Genomic DNA, 17,281 nt, shown 5'->3' with positions numbered 1-17,281 from the left:
CCGGTTAGAACGCCGGCCAGGGTATCGGGCGGTGCCGCTGCGGTCCCGGCATCACCGGATGGGCCAGCAGGTCGGTGGCGCGCCCGCGCAGGGCGGCGATCTCGTCGGCGGTCAGGTGCGGCTCCAGCGCGGCGGCCAGCGGGCCGTCCAGAGCGCTGAGCAGGCCGGACACCGCCGACACCGCATCGTCGGCCATGTCAGCCAACGGGCGGCCCGCCCAACCCCACAACACGGTGCGCAGCTTGTCCTGGGTGTGCAGGCTCACGCCGTGGTCGACGCCGTAGACCCCGCCGTCAGCGCCGGCCAGGATGTGGCCGCCCTTGCGGTCGGCGTTGTTGATCACCGCGTCGAACACCGCCATGCGGCGCAGCCGGACATCGTCGGCGTGCACCAGGGTGACCGGGTCGCCGTCGTAGCCGTAGGCCTGCAGCACCGGCAGGTATCCGTCGGGAATCTTCTCCGGGGGCACGACGTCGACCAGACCGGGCGTCGGCTCCGGATCGGGCTGGTCGATCCACCGCTGAACCATGCCGGGACCGGCGGGACCGTCCCGAATAATGGTGTGGGGCACCAGATTCCAACTCATCTCGACCGCGATCAGGTACGCGGCCAGTTCCCGGCCGGCCAGGGTACCGTCCGGGAAGTCCCACAGCGGCTGCTCCCCGGCGACCGGCTTGTAGACGCAGTGCAGGCGGTGCTCGGCCAGCGTCGCCTCGCACAGGAAGGTGGCGTTGCTGGCCGAGCGGATCCGGCCGAGGATCTCCAGCTGCCCGCAGCGCAGCACCTCCCGATCGTCAGAGATCGGACTCCTCCGGCTCGTCGCCAGGCCCGAAGGCGCCCCGCCGGTAGCCGTTGGTACGCACACAGATGTGACCGGCCGGGTCCAGCGGCTCGTCGCACAGCGGGCACGGCGGGCGGCCCGCCGAGATGACCCGATTCGACCGGGTGGCGAACTGGCGCGCCGATTCGGGCGTCAGGAACACCCGCACCGCGTCCGGGCCGTCCTCGGTGTCGTCGAGCACCACCGAGGCGTCGAACTCGGTCTCGCTGACGGCGAGCAGCTCCACCACCACGGTCTGTGCCTCAGAATCCCAGCCCAAGCCCATGGTCCCGACCCGGAACTCGGCGTCCACCGGTGTGACCAGCGGGTTCAGGTCCTCGATCTCGGCGGGCTCGGGGGGAACCGGGGTGCCGAACCGGCGGTTGATCTCCAGCAGCAGCGCAACGATCCGCTCGGCCAGCACCGCGACCTGCTGTTTCTCCAGCACCACCGACACCACCCGTTCGTCGTGGACGGCCTGCAGGTAGAAGGTGCGGTTTCCGGGTTGGCCGACGGTCCCGGCCACGAAGCGGTCGGGAGTGCGAAAGACGTGGATTGCTCGGGACATGGCATATCCAAAATACCGGCAGTCGTCGCTGCGACCGGTATCTCGGGCAACTACGTGGTGGACCCGCCGACGACGGCGTCGCTGGACGGGCCATCCTGGGGTGGCGGAATCTTCACCGCCGCAGCCAAAGAAGGCCCGGTGTGGTTGACGTGGATGACGAACGGGCGCAGTGCTGTGTAGCGGATCACGCTGGCCGATGCCGGGTCGGCGACGATCCGCTGGAACCCGTCCAGGTGGATGCCGAGCGCGTCGGCCAGGACGGCCTTGACGACATCGCCGTGGGTGCACGCCACCCACAGCACGTCGGCGCCGTGCTGTTCGGCGAGCTGCCGGTCGTGCTCGCGCACCGCGGTCACCGCGCGGGCCTGCACCTGCGCCAATCCCTCGCCGTCGGGGAACACCGCCGCGCTGGGCTGGGCCTGCACCACCCGCCACAGCGCTTCGCCGGTCAGCTCACTCATCTTGCGGCCGGTCCAGGACCCGTAGTCCACCTCGGCCAGGCGTTCGTCGATCACCGGCTCGAGCTCCAGGGCGGCGGCCAGCGGCTCGACGGTGCCGCGGCAGCGCAGCAGCGGTGAGCGCACCACGGCTTTGATCGGCAGGCCGGCGAAGCGGTCCACCAGCTGCGCGGCCTGCTGGCGGCCCTTGTCGTCGAGTTCCACGCCTTCGGTGCGCCCGGCCAGCACCCCCGCGGTGTTCGCGGTGGAGCGGCCGTGGCGCAGCAGGATGACCGTCATGGCTAGGCCGCCACCACGCCCGCGGCCAGCAACCCGAGTATCGCGGTGCCCACGATGATCCGGTAGCCGACGAACCAATACATGGTGTGGCTGCTGACGAACCGAAGCAGCCAGCTGATCGCCGCGTAGCCGACCACGAAGGTGATCATCACCGAGATCGCCAGCTGCAGCCCGGTGGCGCTCATCCCCTCGGTGACCGGCTGGAACGCATTCGGCAGCTCGTGCAGGCCGGAGCCGAACACCGCCGGGATGCCCAGCAGAAAACCGAAGCGGGCGGCCAGCTCCCGGTCCAATCCCAGGAACAGGCCGGCGCTGATCGTCGACCCGGAGCGCGAGACTCCGGGAACCAGGGCCAGGCACTGGGCGAGGCCGACCAGGAAGCCGTCTTTGGCGGTCAGTTGGTCTGCGTGGCGGTGCTGGCGGCCGAAGTATTCGGCGGCGGCGATCACCAACGAGAACCCGACCATGGCCGAGGCGATCACCCACAGGTTGCGCACGTCGCCGCGGATGAAGTGCTGGAACAGCACCCCGATGACCATGATCGGGACGCTGCCGATGATGACGTACCAGCCCATCCGGTAGTCCAGATCGTGGCGCCGCTGCGGGTTGCGCAGCCCGGTGAACCAGGCCCGCAGGATACGCACGATGTCCTTGGCGAAATAGACCAGCACGGCCACTTCGGTGCCGAGCTGGGTGACCGCCGTGAAAGAGGCTCCGGCGTCGCCGGCGAAGAACAGTCGCGACGCCAGGGCCAGGTGACCCGAGGATGAGATCGGCAGAAACTCGGTGAGTCCCTGCACAATCGCCAAGACCACGACTTGGGGCCACGACATCGCGGACTCGAGTACCGACATGAGCTCAGACCGTACCGGGCGGGGCTCAGCGGGTCAGATCGGCCACCACGTCCCGCACCGCCGCGGCGAGGCTGCGCTCGTCGGCGACGTCGATGTCGAACAGGCTTCGGCCAGCGCTGGCCACCACGTCCTCGGCGTGTGGCACCGGCCCGGCCAGCCGGGGCCGATACACCTCGATCACCAACTGCTGATGCTCGACATGAAAGGAGAAGCTGCGTCCGTCACCGACTTCGCCGAAGCCGCTCGCGAACGCGCCGGTCCAGATCTCCTCGATGAGGAAATCTGAACATGTCAGCTGCCAGTCATCAGTGACCGTCATGGACGGGAGATTACACGTAAGCGAACTTATTGTTACCCGGGACATGCCGACCCGGTGTCGATACCTTCCTTAGAATCGGTGGTCGTGCCGAAGCTATCCGTCCTGCTGTTGCCGCTGCTGCTGGTCGCGGCCTGTTCAGCGCGCCCCTCTCTGGCGCCGCCGACGATCCCGGCGGCCGAACCCGCCGTCTCCCCCGCCGGCACCCAGCACCCGGCCGGTACGGTCCGGCCGCTGGCCGCCGCGGCGACCGGAGCGGTGTTCGACGCGGGCACCCTGGTGGCGCTGCGCCCTGACGCCACCGTGAGCCTGTTCGGAGCGGCCACCGGCAGCTTGGCGCTGCCCGGTCCGGCGACCGCGCTGACCGGCGATGGCCACGGCGTGGTGTACCTGTCCGGTCGCGGCGGCTACTTCCGGGTGGAGCCGGCCACTCGCCAGGTCAGCCGGGTCGACGTCGCCGACGCCGCGGACGTCGACTTCACCGCGATCGCCCGGCGCTCCGACGGCACGCTGGTGCTGGGCAGCGCCGACGGGGCTGTGCACACCCTGACCGCGGACGGTCTGCGGACCGCTGCCGTCGCGAAGATCTTCGCGAGGGTGGATCAGCTTGTGGCGCAAGCCAATATCGTTGCCGTCCTGGACCGCGGGCAGACCTCGGTGACCACCATCGGCGCCGACGGCAAGCCGCAATACGCCCTGCGGGCCGGGCAGGGCGCCACCACGCTGTCGGTCTCGGCGGACGGACCACTGCTGGCCGCGGATACCCGCGGCGGCCAGTTGATGGTGTACGGCATGGATCCGCTGATCCTGCGGCAGGCCTACCCGGTGCCGCAGTCCCCCTACGGCGTGGCCGGATCGGGCGGGTTCGCCTGGGTGTCGCAGACCGCCGACAACACCGTGATCGGCTACGATCTGGCCACCGGAATCCCCGTGGAAAGGGTTCTATACCCCACCGTGCAGCAGCCCAACACCCTTGCCTACGACGACAAGTCGGACACCCTGTACGTGGTGTCGGGCTCCGGGGCCGGTGTGCAGGTGATCGAGCACGCCGCGGGGCGACATTGACAGGCCTGCGGAGAGGCCGGCTGCCGGCGGGTTGGGACACCGACCTGTCCGACGACTATGAGTGGATACCGCTGCGACTGCCGCCGGAGGTCACCCGGATCGGGGCGTCCACCCGGTTGTCCATCGAGGCCGAATACCGAGGTTGGGAGCTGACCCGCGTGCGCTTGTACACCGACGGAAGCCGGCGGGTTCTGTTGCGCCGCAAGAAATCCCGATTGAGCACAGTCGGCACCGTCGATCAGCCGGGACTGTAGGCCGATGAGCCTCTACGGCGCCATGCGCCGAGCATTCTTCATGGTGCCGGCCGAGCGCATCCACACCGTGGTGTTCGCCGGGCTGCGCGGGGCCACCGCCGTGCGTCCTGCCCGCCGGGCGATGAAACGCCTTCTGGCGCCACACGATCCGATACTGGCCAGTACCGTGTTCGGTGTGCGATTTCCCGGCCCGCTCGGGTTGGCCGCCGGCTTCGACAAGGACGGCCTGGGCGTCAACGCCTGGGGCGCATTGGGATTCGGCTACGCCGAGGTGGGCACCGTGACCGCCGCCCCGCAGCCGGGCAACCCGGCGCCGCGATTGTTCCGTCTACCGGCCGACCGCGCCCTGCTCAACCGGATGGGGTTCAACAACCACGGCGCCGGGGCGCTGGCCACGGGGCTGGCCCGGCACAGCGCCGACGTGCCGATCGGGGTCAACATCGGCAAGACCAAGACCACCGCGCCCGAAGACGCTGTCGACGACTACCGCGCCAGCGCCCGGCTGCTGGGGCCACTGGCGTCGTATCTGGTGGTCAACGTCAGCTCACCGAACACCCCGGGCCTGCGCGACCTGCAGGCCGTCGAGCAGCTGCGGCCCATCCTGGCCGCGGTGCGCGCCGAAACCACCGTGCCGGTGCTGGTCAAGATCGCACCCGATCTGGCCGACGACGACCTGGACGCCGTCGCCGACCTGTCGGTGGAGTTGGGGCTGGCCGGGATCGTGGCCACCAACACCACCGTGTCACGCGACGGGCTGGTCACCCCGGGAGTCGCCGAACTGGGGGCCGGCGGCATCTCCGGGCCCCCGGTGGCGCGCCGCGCGCTGGAGGTGCTGCGCCGGTTGTATGCCCGCGTCGGTGACCGGCTGGTGCTGATCAGCGTCGGCGGCATCGAGACCGCCGACGACGCGTGGGAGCGCATCACCGCCGGCGCTTCGCTGCTGCAGGGCTACACCGGGTTCATCTACGGCGGCGGCCTGTGGGCCAGGGGCATCCACGACGGCCTGGCGCAGCGGCTGCGCGACGGCGGGTTCGCCTCACTGTCCGAGGCGGTCGGCTCCGCCGCTCGTTGATCCCCTCCCCTCCCGCTCCCATCTCCCGCGAGCGTGCAGAAGCGTCCGGCAAAAGCCCAGGTGGGGGCGGACCTTACTGCACGCTCGGCGATCAGTGCTGCTCGTAGGTGCCGACGATCACCGCACGCGCGATCGCGTGCATGAACAGGTTGAAGCCCAGATAGGCCGGGCTGGCGTCCTCGGCCAGGTCCAGCTTCTCGACGTCGACGGCGTGCACCGCGACGAAGTAGCGGTGCGGGCCGTGGCCGGCCGGCGGTGCGGCACCGACGTAGCGGCGCAGCCCGGCATCGTTGGCCAGGGTCAGCGCGTCACCGGGCAGCAGGCTGCCGTCGCCGACGCCCTCCGGCAACTCGGTGCAGGTGGCCGGCAGGTTGGCCACCGCCCAGTGCCAGAACCCGGAGGCGGTGGGGGCGTCCGGGTCGTAGACGGTTACCGCGAAGCTGCGGGTCTGCTCGGGGAATCCCGACCAGCTCAGCTGCGGGCTGGCGTCCTGTCCCCCGGCGCCCATGATTCCGCTGACCTGCGCGGCGGCCAGGGGCTGCCCGTCGGTGACCGACGACGAGGTCAGGGCGAAGGTGGGCAGCTGCGGCAGCGCAGCGTAGGGGTCGGGGGCAGAAGTCATGAAGGGTCCTCTCATCGGGGGGATGTCAACAGTGTGTCAGGAAGTGATGCAGCACGCGGGTACCGAACTTCAGCGCGTCCACCGGCACCCGCTCGTCGACACCGTGGAACAACGCGGCGAAGTCGAGGTCCGGCGGCAGCCGCAGCGGGGTGAACCCGAAGCAGCGAATCCCTAACTGCACGAACGCTTTTGCGTCTGTGCCCCCGGACATCATGTAGGGAACGGTTCTCGCTTCGGGGTCGCAGGCCAGCAGCGAGGCGTTCATCGCCTCGACCAGGTCCCCGTCGAAGGTCGTCTCGACCGGCTGCAGGTTGGTGATCCACTCCCGGGTCACGTTCGGGCCGATCAGCTCGTCCACCTCGGCTTCGAACGCGGCCTGGCGCCCCGGCAGCACCCGGCAGTCCAGCACCGCTTCGGCCGTCGCCGGGATCACGTTGGCCTTGTAGCCGGCGCGCAGCATGGTCGGGGTGGCGGTGTCGCGCAGCGTCGCGTTGAGAATGCGAGCCATGGGCCCCAGCTTCTCGATCATCCCCTCCAGGTCCGGGGAGTCGACGTCGATGGCGTATCCGGTCTCCTCGCTGACCGCGGTCAGGAACTGCGCCACGGCCTCGGTGACCACCATCGGGAACTGGTGGCGGCCCAGGCGTGCCACCGCCTCGGCCACGGCGGTGACGGCGTTCTCGTCGTTGATCATCGAGCCGTGCCCGGCCCGGCCGGTGGCCCGCAACCGCATCCAGCACAGGCCTTTCTCGGCCGTCTCGATGAGATACAGCCGTCGTTCCCCGCCGTCGCGGCGCGGCACCGTCAACGAGAAACCGCCGACCTCGCCGATCGCCTCGGTGACTCCCTCGAACAGGTCCGGCCGATTCTCCACCAACCAGTGCGCGCCGTATTCGCCGCCGGCCTCCTCGTCGGCGACGAACGCGAACACCAGATCGCGCGGCGGCACGATGCCGGCCTGCTTGAGGTGGCGGGCCACCGCGATCATCATGCCGACCATGTCCTTCATGTCGACCGCGCCGCGGCCCCACACGTAGCCGTCCTCGACCGCACCGGAGAACGGGTGCACGCTCCAGTCGGCGGCCTCGGCGGGCACCACATCGAGGTGGCCGTGGATCAGCAGTGCGCCGCGGGCGGGGTCGCTGCCGTTGAGGCGGGCGAAGACGTTGCCGCGCCCCGGTGCGCCGGACTCGATGTATTCGGTGTCGTAGCCGACTTCCTGGAGTTGGGCGGCCACCCACAGCGCGCAGTCGGCCTCGCCCTTGGTGGTCTCGGGCTCACCGGTATTGCTGGTGTCGAAACGGATGAGGGCACTGACGAGTTCGACCACCTCGTCGACAGGATCGGGTATCGCCGTCACAGCTACCTTTCCTACCATCTGGGCTGGGTTTGGGTCGGCGAGTGGCATCCGTTAGCCTTAGCTGCCCGGCCGAGCCGGGTAGGTCCGAGTGGCGGAATGGCAGACGCGCTAGCTTGAGGTGCTAGTGCCCTATTAACGGGCGTGGGGGTTCAAGTCCCCCCTCGGACACGTCCGGCGACACGACTTAAGTCGGCAGTCGCCGTGACTCGCTGAAGATGCGGGTCGTAGTCGAGGCGCAGGCCCAGGCTTGCGTATACCTGAGCGCGTTCCGCCCCGGTTGCCTCACCAAGCACTGCTGACAGCCCGCCCAATTCCTCAACCAACTCGCTGATTTGTGCGGCAGTCATGACGCGAGGTCGCTCCGCTTGCTCAAGACGGACCTTCAGCTCGTCGCGCTCGGCGGTGCGGCGGCGCAATGCAACAGTCAAATCCTCAACGGCCACACCAGACTCCACGGCGGTAACCAGAGCAGCAACCTTCGCATTCGCCTCGCTGAGCTGGCGCCGCAAGGCCGCGTAGCCAGCCCCTGCTACCGGGTCCGCGTCTTGCCCGCGTGCCAAGTCGGCCGGATCGGCCAGGGTGGCGATCCATTCGTCAAGTCGCGCAGTCACCTCATCTTCACGGAGGTAGACGGTGCGCGGGTGATCACTCAGGTCCGCGGGTACCGAACGCGACTTACCGAGCTCACAACGGTAGAGGATGCGTGTTGTTCGCTTCCCGGCGCGGGCAGCGCCCTGCATCCGCCGTCCACATGCGGCACAGAACAGCAGCCCACGCAGTGCATATGGCACTGTTGACTCTCTGCTGCAAACAAGACCGGGACCCCGCCGCGCCTGCATCCGAAGACGAACAGCCTGCGCTAGTTCGTCACGGATCAGCGCTTCATGCGTGCGGCGTTCTGGTGCGATCCAGTCGGCCTCATCACGCCACCGCATACGAGTCTCATACCCCGCAGCGACATCATCGGGGTTGACCAGAACCTCGTATTTCTCCTGCTTGCCCCAAACACGGATACCGCGGTACGCCGGGTTGTCGAGTATCGCGCGGATCGCCGAATGGGACCATCCTCGTGGGTCACGATGCCGATTCCGTGCCGGGTCGTACTGGCTCGGTGACGGTACACCATCGTCGGTGAGCCGTTGCGCGATATAGCGCAGGCCCGCTCCGTCGGCGTACATGCGGTAGATCCGCTCGACGACCGAAGATGTCGCGGGGTCGGGTTCGAGGCGGTGAAGCCGCTGCCCAAGATTGGCCTTGGCAGGGTTTGGATGCGGGCCGGCATCGACGAGCCGGTAACCGTAGGGTGGTCGACCACCGAGATATCTGGCGGTGTCGTGCGCGAGTGCTGACATCGCCGTACGGACGCGCATCTGGATTCGAGCGCGCTCTCCCTTGCTCATGCCGCCGAACAGAGTCATCACCAGGTCGTGTGCCTCGGAGCCGGGATCGACCGCTCCGCCGACCTCGGGTACCCACAGGCCAACTCCGTAGTGCGTGAGGACAGGGAAGGTGAGCGCGAACTGCGGCCCGTAGAACGCACGGGCGGGTTCCCCAATCACTACGGCATCAAAGCTACGGTCCCGACAAGCGACATCAGCAAGCAGACGTGACGCCTCTGGCCTGCGCTTCCACGGCAGTGAACGGCTCTGTCCCACATCGAAGTAGTCGGCGGCGATGAATCCGCCGTGCGGAGTGATCAGGTCCATGGCACGCCGCTTCTGCCAGCTGCGGCTCGCCTCCGGGTCTTGAGCGTCCTCCGTGCTCACTCGGCCATAGAAGGCGAACCTCAGGCTCACGCCACTCCCCTCCCTGATCCAAGCATCCGGTCCCGCACAGCCATTATCACGTGTACCAGCGCGCGGTTGGCCTCGGACGGAAGTCGATATTGGTTGGGCACAACAATTTCAACACCCCCCTCTGACACCGTCGGCGCATCGGGACGAGCGTCACACCCGGAGCGAGCACGTGCTGCTCGGGACCTGTCAGCCATCGCTTCCCCCTGGCGGATCCCATTGTTGATTGCGGGCTTGGCCACGGACTTCGATCAGTCCGATGCGGCGGGTGTGGATGTGTTGGACGGCCGCGGAGTAGATGAGGGTCCGGTCGCCGAGGCTGGTGGGGCCGGCACGATCGAATTCCCATGCCACCAGATCATCGCCATCGGTGGAGTCGAGGCCGAGATCATGTTGGTGCGCAGTGCTTTTTAAACGTTGTTCACGGGTCCAGGCCGCGCGACGTTCGCGCAGCGCGGTCATCGTGGTGGAATAGCGGCGGGATTTGCTGGTGATGTGGCCCCGGTAGCCCAGGGTGTGCAGCCACCGACCGACACCGGCCAGTCCCTTATCGGCGAGTTGGCTGATGGCGGTCAGGATCGCCCGAACGTGGTCGCAGACATCGAGGTCAGCGATGGCCTCGGTGGAGATGCGTCGCGCGCTGATCCCGACGTCAGCTAAGGATTTGGTGACGTATTTCGCGAGGTAGCGAGCTACGCGGCGGCCTGGAAGAACCCCGCCGTGTGGTGAATCCTCCTGCACAGCAGAGCCGTCCGTGCCGGCGTGCCGGTTGTCGATGGGTTGGGTGTCGACTTGTGTGCCGAACCTGATCACCCGTGTCGCTGTATTTGAGGATGAGCGTGTCGCTGTATTTGAGGATGAGTCGGTGACCGTCACGGCCACGGTTCGAACGGCCTGTTGGATGATGGTGGCCAGTTCGGTTGCCGCAAGGGGCGCATGCCAGTCATGACCGCCAGAGTCATCGCTGTCGGGCGGGTCGAGGCGGATCAGGGCATGAATGTGCGGGATGAGCCGGGCTTGCAGTTCGACGACTTTGATGAAGCTGACCTGCACCGCATCCGGGTCGGCGCCCGAAGCACGTAGCTCTCGGCGCAGTGTGCGTCGCAGGGTGATGGTGAAGCGTCGCCACAGTTCGGGCAGGTGCCATGTGAACAGGACATGCCCGGTGTAGTCGTAGCAGTCCGCGCAGATCGGCTGTCCCGCATAGATATCACCTTCGCCGTGGGTTGTGCTGCACCACAGTGGTTTCCCATGCGGGCATCGGCGGTAGCCGCCAGTGTGGTGGTGGTCGCGACACACACGCTGCTTCTTGTCGCCTGCACGCGCGGCGGCGTGAACAGGCCCGTAGCTAGGTGCGGTGAGGGTGACGAACACCTGCGGACGATCGGCCACTGCTGCGGGGATGTTGTGGTGGCCGCCGGCGGTGCCAGCGTGCACGAGCTGCCACGTGTCGCGGGCGTACAGGTCTGAGCACGATGGGCATACCTGTGCGCGGCGGTTGTTGCACCGTGTCCACACCACCCGATCGCGGCCTATCTCGTCGGTACCTCTGAGTTGGATGGGGTGGGCGCAGAAGCCAACAGATTCCGCGCGCCGCCACCACGATTCGAACCCCGTCGAGGACGCGCGGCGCACCATCTGATCCACCACCGCATTGGTGTCGATCGAGCCGGGAACCCCGGGCAACACCAGCGTGGGGGCTGTCGTTGCAGTAGTCACCGTTGACCCCGGGCGGTGTCGGTGCGCCCGCTGTTGGACTGGTTGGTTCGGGTCGCGGCACGAGGTGGCCGGAATCGTGCTGCCAGAGTGGCGATGTCGTGGTCGGCGACGTGAAATGCCCGTACCCGCACCGGTTGGGCCGTGCCATCGATCATCATGTAGCCCACACCGGGAGTGGTGTCGGGGATGTGATCGCAGTCGGCCCCCGCGTCGCGGGCGCCCTGGCCCAAAACCATGGTGGTTTGGGTGGCTTCGGTCAACCGCAACCCGATTCGCACGGTAAACAGCTGCCGCATCGGCAGGGTGTCTTTGGCCGGATCTTGCACCGCTGCCACCACCGAAATGCCGACGGCCCGGCCTTGGGAGAGCAGCAGGCCCAACAGCTGTTCAATTTCGCTGCGCACCTTGCGGTCGGTCACATACGCAGTCAGCGCGGCGATCTCATCGATCACCACCACGAATAACGGCTCAGTCGGAGTCGGGGTGTGCATGCGCGTCTTGCCCCGTAACCGATTGGCGCGGGCGTGCATCACCTCCACTAGTTGCCGCAGCAGGTACAGGGTGGTGCCAGTGGCGTCGTGGGTGAACACCGTGAACATGGGTGCTCCGGCGCCCAGTTCCATGCCGCCTTTCGGGTCGATGACGCAGAGCCGCACTTGTCCGGTTTTCACGGCGGGGGCGAGGCCAGCGATCAGTGACCACAACACTGAACCTTTCCCCGCGCCGGTCGCGCCAGCCACGAGCAGGTGGTGGCCAAGCAGAGGTAGGTGCCACCAGTGGCGGGTTTCGGTGATCCCGACCCGCAGCGACCCCACATCCACCGCAGTCGCCGTCGTGGGCATGGGCAGGGCAATCGGGTCGGCCAGCACGTCGCCGCGCATCAGGGTGATGCGTAGCTCTCCGGGCGCGGTCGCGCGGATGGCGATCCGGTCGGCACGCCAGGCGGCGGCTAGCGCCTCGGATTGCTTGTGCCAATCAGCCAGGGAGTGGCCGGTGACCACTCGCAGCGCCAGGACGTCGGTCGTCTTGCCGATGCGCACCGACTGCAAGGTCGGCACCAAGGTGCGTTCGCCAAGTGTGGCGGTCAGGCCGTGCAGGGTGCACACCGATTGCCAGGTGCGGGTGTAGCGCGACCAGGTCAACCAGCGCCGCCGCACCGGCTCGGTGACCCATCCGTGAAACGATCGCGGGTCCAGCCACGCCCAGCCCGCATACGCGGCAGCGAAAGCAATACCGATGATCAGACCCGCGCGTGAGCCATGGGTAATGGCCATCGCCACGCTGGCGATGATCGGGATGCTGATGGCCGGGAACAGGACCGCCCACCACAGCAGATACCCGGCCGCTTTGAACAGTGAGAGGATGAGGTCGGTGATCCAGTCGTCGTCGTTGGATTGAGAGTTCTTGCTGTTTTTGTAGTTTGATGCCATGACAAGCGTCCCTCTGGTGAGTGAATGGTCGATAGCAGCTCACGTGCTGGGGCGCGACACCCACGAGCGCCGCGCCCCAGCAAATGGGGTTATTTCTGCGCGCGGGACGCTTGATCGCTCGGCGCAGCCGCGGGGTTGGTGGGGGTGATGGCGTCGGCACGGAACGCCACGCCGCTGCGATCACCTTGAGCCCAAGGGATAGCAACCAGACCCGCGACTGAAACAGGTTGGGTGACTGTCACTTTCGGATCCCCGGCGACGGTGACGTTGAGCACTTCACCACCGGTGTCATCCAACGCCAACAGCTGCGCGGCATACAGTGGCACGCCGGTGGCGGTGTCCACTTTTGGGCTGCCGGTCTCGAAGTTCAGCCGCGGCTCGGCCGCTCGGGTGACGATGAACCGTGTGCCTGATGTGTCGATTCTTAAACGCATTGTCCCGCTGTTCCTTTCGTGATCTGTTTGCGCCCCGTTGCGGCGCTGGGCTCAGTTCACGTGGACATCGCGGACGTAGCGAGGGACGTTGGCAGGCATTGCCGACACTGCCGCAGACATTTCGGACACGACAGGGACATGCCCGTGGGCATCGGACGGGCATCACCGCCGCGGGGCGGCGGCAGTCGCATGGCAAACTAGGAACCACGCGCTGAGGATGGACAGGGATGACACGGAAAGATGTGCGCTGAGACGACGGGCGATCAGGACGGCGACGCCGAGGCCGCCACGATCCCCAACGATCGCCTCACCCAACGGCTGCACGCCAAGGGACTCTCCCCACAGAGGTTCGCCACTGCGGTGGGCGTGGATATCAAGACGGTGCGCCGCTGGCTGGCCAACATCGACTACAACGTCCGCGAGGACAACGCCCGCCGCGCCGCTAAGCTGCTTGGCTGCACACCGCACAACCTGTGGCCCAACCAGTATCCTGCCCCTACCGCGAGCGCGCTGGCGACGACGTCGCTGGGTGGTCCGTTCACCGCGACGCTGTATGCCAGCCGCACCCAGCTGCCGATCACGACGTGGCAGCAGCATTTCGGCGACGCCACCACCGGCATCGACATCCTCGTCCTGGCGGCCACGTTCCTGTTTGACACCCTCGACGGCTTCCTCGACATTCTGCTCGACGCCGCCGCCCGCGGTGTGGCGGTGCGGTTTCTCGTCGGGGATCCTGACACTGCCACCACGATCCTGCGCGGCAAGGAGGAAGGCATCGGCGAGGCCGTCATCGCCCGCTGCCGCACGTCCGTGGAGTTGCTCGCCCCGCATGCCGATACCCCGGGGCTGGATATCCGCACCCACGACACCACGCTCTACACGTCGATCTTCCGGGTCGACGACGCCATGATCGTCAACTTCCACATCTACGGCTCACCCGGGCGCAACAACCCCGTGCTTGTGCTGTCGCGCCACCACGAACCACGGCTCTGGGCCACCCTCGAAGACGCTTTCACCCAGGTCTGGGATCGCGCCAGACCGCTCAGCGCGAAAGGCTGAACCCTATGCGAACCGACTACTACAACGACCCCAACGCCCCGCTGCCCAACAGCGTCGTTCCGTCAGCCTCGGCCATCGTCACCGACGAACAGGGTCGTATCCTGCTGATCAAACGCCGCGACAACACCCTGTGGGCGCTACCCGGCGGCGGACACGACATCGGCGAAACGATTGCCGACACCGCCGTCCGGGAAGTCAAAGAGGAAACCGGGCTCGACATTGAAGTCACCGGCCTTGTCGGTGTCTACACCAACCCGCAGCATGTCGTCGCGTTCACCGATGGCGAAGTCCGCCAACAGTTCTCTCTGTCCTTCACCACCAAGGTGCTCGGCGGTACCCTGGCCATCGATCACGAAAGCACCGACATCGCCTGGACCGATCCCGACGACATCCCCAATCTGGACATGCACCCGTCGATGCGACTGCGCATCGAGCACTACCTGCAACACCGCGACAGCCCCTACCTCGGCTAACCGGCTGGGTTTACAGCCAATCGCGTACCCGTCGGACCGCCGCCAACAGTTCGTCGCGCCCCGCGTCGACCGCGCGGTGCACCGGGTCCTCGGGTCCATAGCGGCCCAACACCTCGATCAATCGATCTCGCGGTGATACCGGCGCCCCGTCCGGCCCGGTCGTCAGATCGCAAAAGGTCAACACATCCAGAACATCGCTGGGCGGATCGCTGAACGCCGCTAAACCTGACAAGCCGCGCTCGGCAGCTTCCGCGTGCGCCCCAGTATGGAACGCCACCAGGGAGGCGACCAGCTCCCGAAAACCCGCCGCCCGGGCAAACTCTGCGCCATCGAGCGGATGAAACCCGGTCCGGCGCAACGACGGTGCGTAGCCGATATCGTGCAGCCACGCCGCTGCCACCAAAGAGTCCGCTGTCTGGGCATCGAACCGCCGACTCAGCCGCTCGGCAGTCGTCGCGACACCCCGCACATGCGCCAACCGCCGCAGCTGCCCCACCAGTCGCGTCTCGGCCTCTCGCCGTGCACGCTGCGCCAGCATCCCGCTCACAACCGCCATCCTACGAGTCCCATCGCCATGGCGCAGACCCGCAACTGATGCTCAGCGGAGCCCGGGCCGCCATAGCCCGCGAGGAACCGGCGGCTACCTGCGGGCTTCGCTACGCTCCCTCTGCTCCCGTCCGCTGGCGCTCCCGTCCGCGCCGCTCGCTACGCTTCGCCCTCCGTCCGCCGCCACACAAGCTTGCACACGACGACGAGCGCTGTACATCTCAACGGCCACGGCATCCTGGCACCACGACAAGCCAGGACTGTCCTCGCTCCTCGCCGCATCGAGACGGCGCGGGCAGCAGGCGCGACCAACGCCCGCCTGACCGCCGCTGGCCTGCGATGTGAGAACTTTCTTTACTGCTATCAAGTCGATGGCGGCACGTTGCCACCAGCTCGACACCGCAGCCGCCCGACTCGAACGCCACGTCGACACCATCACCGCCACCGCCGCACCCGAGCTACAGCGTCGGGCCCGACACCGCTGCCACCCTGCTGACCGCCCTCGGCGACAACCCCGCTCGGATCGGCAGCGACGCCGCTTTCGCCAAACTCTGCGGGGTCAGCCCACTGGAAGCCTCCAGCGGCAAAACGATCCGCCACCGGCTCAATTGGGGAGGCAATCGCGACGCCAACCGTGCCCTGCACGTCATCCTGGTGGTGCGCATGCACCGTCACCAGCCCACCCGCGACTACTTCGTTCACCGCCTGGCCGAAGGCAAAACCAAGAACGAGATCATGCGCTGCATCAAGCGTACATCGCCCGCGAGATCTACCACGCCCTCCGCCAACCCAGCAGAAGAACCAACGAACTCATTGCCTGAAGAACTCATTGCCTGAAGATAGGAGCATCTGGTATCAACTCCCGAAGGGCACCCGATCCGCAATGTCCACCCATTTCGTGGCGATACGGCACCACTGTCGATGCCATCACCCTCACAGGTGAGTAATGTGCAGGTGGCAAATCGTTCAGGGTCATAGGGAACGCGAGATGATTTCCTTCATCACCTCATTTGTGCCGGCGTAGATTTTCTGCACGCGCTGGTCCACCCACAATCTCGAGATGGGATACTCGGTCATGTACCCATATCCGCCGTGGAGCTGCAAACAGTCATCGAGCACCTTCATCGCTCGCTCAGTGGTCCACCATTTCGCCATGGCGACGGTCTGGACGTCGAGTTGGCCCGCGAGGTGTAGGTCGATGCAGTAGTCCAAAAATACTCGTGCGATGCGCGTTTCGGTTGCAGCTTCGGCCAAGATGAATTTCGTGTTCTGGAAGCCGAAGACGGGCCGTCCGAACGCTTCCCGCTCACGGGTGTATTTGAGTGTCTGCTCCACGGCAAGTTCCATCGCCGCGACCGCCCCAACCGCGACGATGAGCCGCTCTTGAGGTAGCTGCGTCATCAGCTGAATGAAACCCTGACCCTCGGTCTCGCCCAGGAGGTGCGAGCGGGGAACTCTTACGTCGTCGAAGAACAACTCGGAGGTGTCTTGTCCGCGTTGGCCGATTTTGTCGAGGACCTTGCCGCGCCGGAATCCGGGTCGATCGGCTTCGGCGACGATCAGCGAGATGCCGGCGGCGCCCTGACTTGGATCTGTCTTGGCGACGACGATGATCAGGTCGGCTTGCTGACCGTTGGTGATGAAGGTCTTTGCGCCGGTGATCACGTACTCGTCACCGTCAAGAATTGCTTTGGTCTTGACACTCTGCAGATCAGAACCGGTCCCTGGCTCCGTCATGGCGATAGCACCGATCATTTCGCCTGAGGCCATCTTGGGCAGCCACTGCCTCCGTAGTTCTTCGGCCGCATACTGGAGGATGTAGTGCGCGACGATTCCGCTGTGCAGCCCTGCGCCCCATGAGCTGTCCCCGACTCGGGCTTGCTCTTCGAGTACGACGGCTTCGTGCGCGAATGTGCCGCCTCCCCCGCCGTATTCTTCGGGTATGGACATGCAGAGCAGGCCTAGTTCGCCGGCTTTGTGCCACAATTCTCGGTCAACTTGGTGCTGGTCTGCGAAACGTTGCGCATGTGGTGCCAATTCGGTCGAGAAGAACTTCGCGGCAAGGTCACGAAGCTCGAGCAATTCGGCGCTCATCCAGGGAGAAATTGATGCTGTCACAGGATTCCCTCTCGGCTGTTCAATATCAATGGGTTTGATTT

At 66.6% G+C, this 17,281-nt stretch carries 19 protein-coding genes and 1 tRNA gene; 7 read left to right on the top strand and 13 right to left on the bottom strand.

Annotation, left to right across the window (positions count from 1 at the left end; genetic code table 11):
* Window positions 1–4: 4 nt before the first annotated feature.
* The 5 genes from K6T84_RS11115 to K6T84_RS11095 are packed head-to-tail and all read right to left on the bottom strand — an operon-like array spanning window position 5 to window position 3,298.
* Window positions 5–826: an Rv2133c family protein gene (locus tag K6T84_RS11115; RefSeq protein WP_408066096.1), complete on the bottom strand. Its 822-nt coding sequence runs from the start codon at window positions 824–826 to the stop codon at window positions 5–7.
* Window positions 795–1,388, bottom strand: a complete 594-nt coding sequence (locus tag K6T84_RS11110; RefSeq protein WP_225400227.1) for an Rv2134c family protein — start codon at window positions 1,386–1,388, stop codon at window positions 795–797. Before K6T84_RS11110 ends, K6T84_RS11115 begins: the two co-directional genes overlap by 32 nt.
* Before the next feature lie 50 nt (window positions 1,389–1,438).
* On the bottom strand, window positions 1,439–2,125 hold the full coding sequence (locus K6T84_RS11105) for a histidine phosphatase family protein (protein WP_225400228.1): 687 nt from the start codon (window positions 2,123–2,125) through the stop codon (window positions 1,439–1,441).
* A gap of 2 nt (window positions 2,126–2,127) precedes the next feature.
* Window positions 2,128–2,958, bottom strand: coding sequence for an undecaprenyl-diphosphate phosphatase (locus K6T84_RS11100; RefSeq protein ID WP_224865759.1), 831 nt, complete (start codon window positions 2,956–2,958; stop codon window positions 2,128–2,130).
* 46 nt (window positions 2,959–3,004) lie between these two features.
* On the bottom strand, window positions 3,005–3,298 hold the full coding sequence (locus K6T84_RS11095; protein ID WP_224865449.1) for a hypothetical protein: 294 nt from the start codon (window positions 3,296–3,298) through the stop codon (window positions 3,005–3,007).
* Between the two features lie 78 nt (window positions 3,299–3,376).
* Between K6T84_RS11095 and K6T84_RS11090 the strand changes: the two genes are divergently transcribed.
* From K6T84_RS11090 to K6T84_RS11080, 3 genes are read left to right on the top strand one after another with little or no spacing between them, the layout of a single operon-like run.
* Window positions 3,377–4,360, top strand: a complete 984-nt coding sequence (locus K6T84_RS11090) for a YncE family protein (RefSeq protein WP_408066093.1) — start codon at window positions 3,377–3,379, stop codon at window positions 4,358–4,360.
* On the top strand, window positions 4,357–4,614 hold the full coding sequence (locus K6T84_RS11085; protein ID WP_224865448.1) for a DUF5703 family protein: 258 nt from the start codon (window positions 4,357–4,359) through the stop codon (window positions 4,612–4,614). The genes K6T84_RS11090 and K6T84_RS11085 overlap by 4 nt, the downstream gene beginning before the upstream one ends.
* Window positions 4,615–4,618: 4 nt before the next feature.
* On the top strand, window positions 4,619–5,686 hold the full coding sequence (locus K6T84_RS11080; RefSeq protein ID WP_225400229.1) for a quinone-dependent dihydroorotate dehydrogenase: 1,068 nt from the start codon (window positions 4,619–4,621) through the stop codon (window positions 5,684–5,686).
* A 91-nt stretch (window positions 5,687–5,777) separates the two neighbouring features.
* Here K6T84_RS11080 and K6T84_RS11075 read toward each other — a convergent pair whose 3' ends face one another.
* The gene (locus tag K6T84_RS11075; RefSeq protein WP_224865446.1) at window positions 5,778–6,308 is read right to left on the bottom strand and encodes a YbhB/YbcL family Raf kinase inhibitor-like protein; all 531 of its coding nucleotides are present in this window, start codon (window positions 6,306–6,308) and stop codon (window positions 5,778–5,780) included.
* A gap of 25 nt (window positions 6,309–6,333) precedes the next feature.
* Window positions 6,334–7,686: a M20/M25/M40 family metallo-hydrolase gene (locus K6T84_RS11070; RefSeq protein WP_224865445.1), complete on the bottom strand. Its 1,353-nt coding sequence runs from the start codon at window positions 7,684–7,686 to the stop codon at window positions 6,334–6,336.
* Between the two features lie 64 nt (window positions 7,687–7,750).
* Between K6T84_RS11070 and K6T84_RS11065 the strand changes: the two genes are divergently transcribed.
* Window positions 7,751–7,836: transfer RNA gene (locus K6T84_RS11065), tRNA-Leu, on the top strand.
* Here the strand turns inward: K6T84_RS11065 and K6T84_RS11060 are convergent.
* The 4 genes from K6T84_RS11060 to K6T84_RS11045 form a co-directional block, all read right to left on the bottom strand.
* The gene (locus K6T84_RS11060) at window positions 7,818–9,464 is read right to left on the bottom strand and encodes a recombinase family protein (protein WP_012394803.1); all 1,647 of its coding nucleotides are present in this window, start codon (window positions 9,462–9,464) and stop codon (window positions 7,818–7,820) included. The two genes, K6T84_RS11065 and K6T84_RS11060, sit on opposite strands and share 19 nt — an antisense overlap.
* A 186-nt stretch (window positions 9,465–9,650) precedes the next feature.
* A complete protein-coding gene (locus tag K6T84_RS11055; RefSeq protein ID WP_095562670.1) occupies window positions 9,651–11,180 on the bottom strand; it encodes a replication initiator in 1,530 nt (509 codons plus the stop codon).
* Window positions 11,177–12,610 (bottom strand): FtsK/SpoIIIE domain-containing protein, encoded by a 1,434-nt coding sequence (locus K6T84_RS11050; protein ID WP_046284113.1) that lies wholly within the window; start codon window positions 12,608–12,610, stop codon window positions 11,177–11,179. Before K6T84_RS11050 ends, K6T84_RS11055 begins: the two co-directional genes overlap by 4 nt.
* A gap of 89 nt (window positions 12,611–12,699) precedes the next feature.
* On the bottom strand, window positions 12,700–13,044 hold the full coding sequence (locus K6T84_RS11045; protein WP_011893911.1) for an SCO3933 family regulatory protein: 345 nt from the start codon (window positions 13,042–13,044) through the stop codon (window positions 12,700–12,702).
* 240 nt (window positions 13,045–13,284) lie between these two features.
* On the opposite strand from K6T84_RS11045, the gene K6T84_RS11040 reads away from it, so the two are divergent.
* Together K6T84_RS11040 and K6T84_RS11035 are read left to right on the top strand one after the other, a co-directional pair.
* A complete protein-coding gene (locus tag K6T84_RS11040) occupies window positions 13,285–14,103 on the top strand; it encodes a hypothetical protein (protein WP_012394806.1) in 819 nt (272 codons plus the stop codon).
* A gap of 5 nt (window positions 14,104–14,108) precedes the next feature.
* The gene (locus K6T84_RS11035; RefSeq protein WP_012394807.1) at window positions 14,109–14,576 is read left to right on the top strand and encodes an NUDIX hydrolase; all 468 of its coding nucleotides are present in this window, start codon (window positions 14,109–14,111) and stop codon (window positions 14,574–14,576) included.
* 10 nt (window positions 14,577–14,586) lie between these two features.
* Here K6T84_RS11035 and K6T84_RS11030 read toward each other — a convergent pair whose 3' ends face one another.
* Window positions 14,587–15,123 carry an HD domain-containing protein gene (locus tag K6T84_RS11030; protein WP_012394808.1) on the bottom strand — a complete coding sequence of 179 codons (537 nt, stop codon included), beginning with the start codon at window positions 15,121–15,123 and terminating at the stop codon, window positions 14,587–14,589.
* A 356-nt stretch (window positions 15,124–15,479) separates the two neighbouring features.
* On the opposite strand from K6T84_RS11030, the gene K6T84_RS11025 reads away from it, so the two are divergent.
* Complete coding sequence (locus K6T84_RS11025; RefSeq protein ID WP_081288816.1) at window positions 15,480–15,959, top strand: transposase; 480 nt, start codon at window positions 15,480–15,482, stop codon at window positions 15,957–15,959.
* A gap of 135 nt (window positions 15,960–16,094) precedes the next feature.
* On the opposite strand, the gene K6T84_RS11020 is transcribed toward K6T84_RS11025, so the two are convergent.
* Complete coding sequence (locus K6T84_RS11020; RefSeq protein ID WP_016889182.1) at window positions 16,095–17,216, bottom strand: acyl-CoA dehydrogenase family protein; 1,122 nt, start codon at window positions 17,214–17,216, stop codon at window positions 16,095–16,097.
* Window positions 17,217–17,281 lie beyond the last annotated feature (65 nt).

Source organism: Mycobacterium zoologicum (genome assembly GCF_020181635.2).
In the GTDB taxonomy this organism is placed as follows: Bacteria; Actinomycetota; Actinomycetes; order Mycobacteriales; family Mycobacteriaceae; genus Mycobacterium; species Mycobacterium zoologicum.
The sequence above is the reverse complement of the archived record's forward strand: the minus strand, read 5'-3'. Positions and strand labels throughout refer to the sequence as shown.